Raw genomic sequence first — 8,223 nt, 5'->3', positions numbered from 1 at the left:
ATTATTTCATCTGTAGAAAATACCAGATATCAACTGATAATTAAAAAATCTATTTATGACTGGACACTTTGTTCGACTCGCCGAAAACCAGAATACTGTAAATATCAGTTTGAATAGAAGGGGGGTAAAAATTTAGTTAACTCATCTTAATATCTGATGTGAGCTAACATGGTGGCTCTAATATTTATCTGGATAGGAAGTGAGTTTTACGCGGAATAGGGTTGTCTACAATTATGATGCTTAATTTATAACTAGTTCACTTTACGCACCCAGCTATCTTACGTTTTTTTATTGTTTGGCGGATCACGCTGTTCGGTGACTCGATGGCGCTAGTTGTATAGCTATCTGATACCGTATTTGCAATATAAGTGGACAGCATTAAAGATGATGCTCATCTGAAAATGTCGGCCATGGAAAGAGGGAGGGTAATATACCTACTTTAGCAAAGATTGGATATTCGCTTATCATCGCCAACTATTGGCAACAGTACCGCTTATATAATGCTGAATTTCTTTGATCAGTTATTGTATCTGCATGAATCAATAACGGTGCCGAAGCACCGTTATTGATGAGAGCTAATAACGATTAGAAGTTGTATTTCACCCCTAACATCACTGCGGTATCGCTGTAACCTTTGTCACCCAATTGCTGGCCGACGTTACCCCAGACATTCAGTTGCTTGTTCAATTGCCCCTCAACACCCACTTTCAGTTCACCGATATTCTTCGCGCCAGCTTGTTTCACGTCAACGGCGTTCATATTGGTGCCAAAATCTTTGGTGTTGTGGATCCAGTTGGCTTCCACAAACGGTTGGAACTCGCGATCCTTGCCATTATCACTTTCGTGGTGGCCTTTCATATAAGAACGCAGCCCCAGACGGGTCTGGATATTACCGTCGCCTTGACCACTCACCTGAGTACCGTTTGCTTCACGGTGCTCGTCAGCCTTCACACCCATCCAGGTGATTTGGGCTTTCGGCTGGATAAAGTACGTTTCGTTCTTAGACTGATTTTCACCGATCTTAAAGGTGTAGCCGCTCTCGACCGACGCGGTGATCCCTTTCGATTTATACTCTTCCGTCGCCAGACCGTCGCCCTGCACGCTATTGTTAAACCAGCTGTACTGCGCCCAACCGTCAACATACAAGCCCGACTTGTCTTCGTCGTTGGCATACCAGGTGCTGTACACCCCGGCGGTGTATCCATCAACCGAACCACTCGACTTATAGCCCGATTTCGCGTGGGTGTCGCTCTTGCTATTACCGTAACCGGCCATTACACCCAGGTGTAAACGGTCCAGACCATCGTTGCTCCACTGGGCAATATCGCCACCCAATTGCATCACATAGCGGTTGCTTTGGGTTTTCAACTGACCACTGGTGTCACGTGAACGGTTATGTCCGCCTTCGTTACGCAGCCACATGCTGGTCACTTTCTGCTCGCCAGTCAGGGCGTCGATATACTGTGTTTCGCCCAAACGATCGTGCAGACGCGTCACAAACATAGTGTTGGCTGCGGCCAGGTTCGCGGTGTAGCTGCCGGCTTCAGGACGTTTAGTTTCCTCGCCTGGACCCGCCGGGTTTTCTGGATCAACCGGGTTCTCTGGATCAATCGGCAAATTACTCAGGCTGGTCAAATACCAGTTACTGGCGTTTGAACCCACCCCACGTACCAGTGAGTAATCATATGCACCCGCTACGATACGGCCAGGGTTCACAAACTCACCGTCGGATTGACCATTCACCTGAATCAGTTCAATACCGTTTAAGGTTTTAGCGCCCGTACCGCCCGCATTATCTACGCTTACGTTAGTGGTGCCGCTGGTGTTACCGTTCACAATCATGCTGTCGGTGGCCGAGTTATCGTCACCCAGCGCGGTGTTGAAGTGCAGCAGACCATTGTTGCCAATGTAGTTGCCGTTCACCACTAATTGATTCCCCGTGGTGCCCGTACCATCATTAGTTTTATTGCCGATAAAAATTGTGCCACTGTTGGTTAAGTCAGTGCCAACGGTAAAGATGTTACTGGCCGGGGCCAGACGGCCCATCGCCGGTACCACCGGTGCCGTTGGGTTGCCCACAAACAGCACGCCCTGGTTATCAACCGCTCCCGCTACGCCACCAAAACCGCCCATAAAGGCACCGCTGGCTATATTCACCTGCTGGCTTGCCAGCGTCATGGGGTCAGCGCTGCTGCCTAACATCAGGCCACCCGCATTGATATCTGTCTGGCCGGTATAGGCCGCCGTTTGAGTCAATGACAGGGTACCGTCACCGTTTTTAGTCAGACTACCACTGCCGCTAATGCTGTTGGCCAACAACCAGTTATTATCGCTATTGAGCACCAATGAACCGTCGTTAGTGACCGCTGCCGTCCCCAGATGTTCTGCCTGAGAAGCGGTTAACTGGCTGCCGTTCGTGATAGCAAACAGGCCGCTGAACAGGCGGTTATCACCGCTCAATGTGATGTCGCTGTTATCTTCCAGCACCACACTGCCAGCATCACTGATAGCATTTGCTAACTGGCCCGCCGCCCCTTTCAGTGTCAGCAGACCGGCGTTAACGATATTGCCATCGCCCAGACCCGCTGCATTGTTCAGTAACGCTTGTGCGCCACTGGCAATGGTGGTCACCGCGCTCAGGCCAGTATTGGCACCCTTAACGGTCAGCACATTGGCGGCAATTGTCAGCGCGCCACTGCCGGTCAGTTCACCCTCAGACACACCGCCCTGACTCAAGGTTAAGCTGCCACCATTGAGATCAACCGTTGAACCCGCAGTACTGTTCAGTTCGCCCACGGTTTGGCTGTGACCCCTCATGTCAAAGGCAGTATCTGCTGCCAGTGATAACAGCGAGGTATTCCCCAACACATTATTATTCAGCATCTGCAAGGTGCCGCTGCGTACATCGGTAGAACCGGTGTAATCATTATCCAGATTGGACAGTGTTACCGTATTTCCTGCACCGGTATCAATCGCCAACTCACCACTGCCCGTCACTTTGGCACTCAAATCCGCCGCAGGACCGGTTTTATTGGTGGCATACAGCGCCAGTGCATCTGCACCGCTGCCCAGCAGTTCAACTTCGGTCAGGCCGTAACCGATATACAAACCGTCGTTACCCGTACCGCTGCTCAGGCGATAATCGTAAGTGCCCTTGGCGACCGTGGTGCCATTCTGTGCAATATCGGCCGTGGTGGCATCGGTAATGACATTACCATCCTGGTCTTTCAGCACCAGATTGCCGCCATTACCTTGCACGGCCACATCACTCACCGCCAGTTGCAGCACGGTATTGGCGTCATCCTGCTCCATAATGGGCAGTACTGGATTGACCGGCGTCTGGCTGTTGTCGACGCTGTCGATGTCCACAACCACCGTCCCGGTGCCCAGCAGGTTCATCTCTTTGGTGGTATGGATAGTGCTTTTCGCCACCGTCTCACCCGGAGTGCCGGTGTTAAATTTCACCGTACCGCCGTCAAAGGCCAACCCACCGATAGTTTGCACACCGTCACCGACGGTGGTGATACTGTCCGCGCCCAGTTTCAGGGTGGCATTCACTAATGCTGTCGTGTTATCCGCCGCCAGTTCAAAGGTGGCGTGACCTAATGCCAGTACCCCGTTAAAGGCGTTCTGTGCCGCATTAGCCGTAAAATCAAAGGCATTACCGGCGGTATTAACGGCCATCGTGCCGAGGCCGTTCAACTTGCTGTTAAAGCTCACGGCATTCAGGTTATTAACCTGCAACAGACTGCCGTCACCCAGATTAAAACCGGTGTTGGCATTGTCATCCTGACTGTCACCCAGCGCCAGCAGCACATTGTCCAGTGTCAGCGTCGAGTTATTGATCAGATCGATATAATCCATATTACTGATGGCAGCAGCGTTACTCAGGGTATACGCCGAGTTATCAAAGCGCAGGGTATCCATGCCGGTACCGCCGTTCAGTGAGCTGAACACACCTGTATCAGTTAATGTAAGATCTTTCAGAATAAACAGGTCGTCACCCGCGCCGGTGGTGAAATCATTGCCTTTACTGCCTTGCATCAGGGTCACGGTGTTGTTGCCCGCTAACAGATCCACCTTGCCAACAATTGTGCCACCCGTGGCGTTGGTAAAGGCCAGACCCGTCCCAGTATTGGTTACGACAGCCTGCTGCGTGGCGCTGTTGGCTTGAATGGTACCGCTGTTGACGAAGCTGTTAACAAAACCATTATCAATATCGACCACCGGGCTGCTCAGTGACTTAGATTTCAGGTTACCTGATTGTTCCACTTGTGCCGTGGTGCCGCCAACGATAAGCGCTGCACCGCCTGCGGCATCATTGACGTTTACGCTGGCACCGGTTTTCAGATCCTGGCTGGAGTTGGTGACAATCCCTTTGCCCGCGGCTGAATTGACGTTAATCACCAGATCGGCCGAGTCGGACATGTCCAGCGTATTATCGGTGATGGTGTCGCCGGTGTTGGCAAACAGAATACCGGTACCGCTGCCGTTGACATTGATCGTGCCAGAGTTGGTTGCCGCCATGGAGGCACCGGTACGAATACCTGCACCATTACCCACCGTCAGCGAGGTGTTTTTTAACTGAATGCCGGTAATTTCCGCTTTGTTTTCAATCGCATTACCTGTGCCGCCCGCGGTCATGGTAATGGTTGCGCCATCCACGGTCAGTGCCGTGGCACCGGTATCAAGCAGTACGCCATGGGCAGTGCCGCCCGCTTTGGTTTCACCGTTACCGGATAAGGTCAGGCTCGCACCCGCACCCAGCAGATAAGCGGCGGTGCCGTCGGTCGCGTTGACGGTACCGCTGTTATTCACGGTAGAGTTAGCGCCCTGAATATTGACCGCAGTCCCATTTACGGTAATGAGGTTTTGGTTGGTCAGAATCCCGCCGTCTACCAGCACGCCAGTACTGCCTGCTTGTGTAAAATCAATGGAGCCCTTGTGGATAAGCTCACCGCCATTACGGGCGATATAGCCATAGGCACCAGACGCGGTGTTACCGGTGGTCAATACCGCCGAACTGGTTAAGACAGATTTTCCGGTAGCACCGGTGGCAATACCATCCAGGCCGTAGTAGTTGCCATCGACGATCCCGGCAGTAGCCCCATCACCGCTCAATTCCAGACTGGCATCTGCCGTGATGGTGCCGGTGGCTCCTCCTTCAACTTTGACCCCAGTAGAGCCCTCGCCAGACAGGACCATATCTAACGCGCCGGAGGTAAAGCTACTGCCAGCACCCGTAACCTGAATAAGGGATGAGTTCTTACCCGTTGCATTCATGGTTGAGGCCGTCGTTCCAGCGAAAGAGGCCCCTTTATCGACGCGATATAAGGTAGAACCTTCAGTTGCAACGGTTTCAGCACCAACCGCGGTGTTATTAACACTCGCACCGGCACCATAAATCAGGTAGCCCACTTGTTTGGTGCCGGAGACAAACTCAACCTGACCGGTACCGGAGACATTAATGGTGCCTTTATCTTCGGCAACCACCCCGATAGCCCCATCGCCAGCAAGATAAACTTGACCAGAAAGATTAGCTACCGCGCCTGCACCAACCGCCTGAATACCGTAGTTCGCCAGATTAGTGGCAGCATCAAGCCCGTTATTCACATAAACGTTACCGGCGTTAGTGGCTGAGCTGTTGGTCAGCACTTTAATACCGACGGTATTGATACCATTTATAACGATGTCGCCATTATTGAAGATATTCGTGGCGCTGTAACGGGATAAGATACCAATATTCTGCGCTGATTTTTCTCCAGGTGTTGCACCCGCACCGTTTAGCTCGATGGTACCGTTCTGATTGACTGCCGTTCTCACCCCTTGCGCATCAACAGCAATAGAGTTTTCAGTTTTGCTACCAATCACGATTTTACCGGTCGCACTATTGGTAAAGGTGGCGATATTGCTCAGATTAACGGTATCTTGTAGCAATTTGACGGCATAAGACTGGGTCTTAATAGCCAGATCAGTGACGATATCAGTCGCTGAACGTTGGGCTTGACGACCCACATAGACAGTACCGTTATTTTCAAAGGTAGAGCCTTTCTGAACATTAACCCCTTCATTCATATATCCTGCCGGAGGGACTAAATCGACAGTTGCCGCGATGTTGATTGCACCGTTATTGACGAAGGATGAGTTGCCATCGATCATCGCTGCGCGAGTATAAACGCTTGCCCCACGAGAAGCGGTATTAATCACACCATTGTTGGTGACTGACGAAGTTCCATTAGCCAAAATAGCGGTATGGCTGCCGTTGGCAACATATAGCGGTAATGTGGAGGTCGGGGTGGGTTTGAAATCCAGCATGTCAGGGTTAGTCCCTGCATCCAAAACACCTGTAGATTCAATAACTACCGTACTATCAGTGGCAAAAATAATATTGGTGCCACGAACAGTGCCTGCGGCTGAACCTAGTGTCCCAGCATTATTCAATGTTGCACCGTCTTCCAGACGCACCACTGAAATATCGGTGTTATAAGCCTGAATATTGGCATCAGCACCAATGTTCACTATGGCATGCTGACCTTCACCATGAATAAAGGCAACACGATCAGAATCAACGAAATGGTTTACAGCATCATTAGCATCAATCCCCATATCAAGATAGATCGGGGTAACTTTAGGTGAGCTATTGCTGCCATTAGTGATATAGGCTCTCGCCAGTTCTGTCTGATAGGCGGTACTGCTCAGTGTAATAGCACCACTCTTAATAGCATCGATCAGGTCTTGGTTATATTTTTGGAAATCTGCAAAATTTTGAACATTTTGGGCCCCTAGATAAGGGCTGGTGAATGCGCCGGTAAAGTCATCAAGTACAGCATTCGCCACTGCGGTGTCGCGGTCACGAAGGTTATTACTGTTATTACCCAAGTTGACCACTGTCTTAGCGTTATAATTTAAGACTGTATTCTGGGCCGATGTAGTAGATTCAACATAGAATCCTGAAGAGGTCGTTGTTGCAGCTTCACTTTTCAGGCTGCCTTTAAGAATGGCGTTAAAATAGTTATCGCTGTCATTAACCCAGCCTGCGGCAGTGCTACCAACATTCACACTTAGGTCGCTACCATCCAGCACATGGAATAGGTTGCGATTCACATACTGACCATTTTCACCGACCGCATGAGAAACCGGTACCGAAAAATCAGCAAGTGGTTTAATTGACATTTTGTCGTTGTTATACACATTAATGGTAATTAATGCGCCAGTGCCTTTCGGGTCAAGGAAGGTTTCAGTTACCATTGAACCCAAGTTGAAAATATTTTTACTGAGCAGATTCTCAGCACCATTAAGGAATTTATCTGTCGGAATATCCCCTAACTTCATGTTTGTAAAACCATTGGCTCCGCGAGTAATGCTGCTAAAGCTCCCCGATAAAGTATTGTTGGCTCCACTAAACGTCTGCGTAAAATCAACTTCAGGTGTAAATCCGGGAACACTTACATCCGCAGCAAAAGCAGAGCTCGCCCCTAATGTAAACATCAAGGTGATGGCAATCTGGCTCAGGCGAGAGGGGGTCGTTAAACCTAAAGTTGTATCGACAGTTCCTGAGCAAAGTGACTTAGTTTTTTTTCCTGATTTAGAGATTTCAGATGCAACGTCATAGCGGCCTAAGGCACTATTCCAAATGACTTTAAATACTTTATTCATAGTATTACTCTAATTAGATGCGTAGACCTGATAATCTGGTCTATCCACAAGGGTGTTGGTTTAGAACTGAGTAGGATTGTTTAAAATGTTAAATTAACAAGGTTGACCTTTTAATCAGCACAATATAACTCACCCCCTTAATTACGAATATAGGAGGGCGATAGGGGTGTTGTAGGAAATTTCCCTAAATTGATTTAATTGATTTAATTGATTTATTAAGTGCAGTGCGACTTGTTGTAAATGTAAGACGTTTGTTTTTTAAGTTTTACTTGTTATTTTTCAATTTGTTATGGTTGTGATTATGGCTTTGGTGGCGTGGTGTTTCGGATTTATTGGGGCGTTATCTTTATATTGATAGCGGTTGAGTTAACCATAGTAACTGAGAGGGTAACTTGCTGCTATTTTTCCGTTGCAATTATCTCAGCCACAGTTTTATATCTATTCTTATTTCAGGTTACGGATACAATGCTCAATGCGTTTAGTGTGTGATAGTTAAATAAAACTGAATCATTGTTAGATGTGTAATTGATAATCTTAATAAGATGAGAATGAAAAGAAATGTTTTTA

1 protein-coding gene is annotated in these 8,223 nt (G+C 48.9%); it reads right to left on the bottom strand.

Annotation, left to right across the window (positions count from 1 at the left end):
• Positions 1-585: 585 nt before the first annotated feature.
• Positions 586-7,656: an autotransporter outer membrane beta-barrel domain-containing protein gene (locus V2A85_RS19855; RefSeq protein WP_420072166.1), complete on the bottom strand. Its 7,071-nt coding sequence runs from the start codon at positions 7,654-7,656 to the stop codon at positions 586-588.
• Positions 7,657-8,223: the final 567 nt, after the last annotated feature.

This window comes from Yersinia sp. 1252 StPb PI (assembly GCF_048593885.1).
GTDB lineage: Bacteria > Pseudomonadota > Gammaproteobacteria > Enterobacterales > Enterobacteriaceae > Yersinia > Yersinia enterocolitica_E.
Note: the sequence above shows the minus strand (reverse complement) of the source record. Positions and strands in the feature narration are given on the sequence as shown.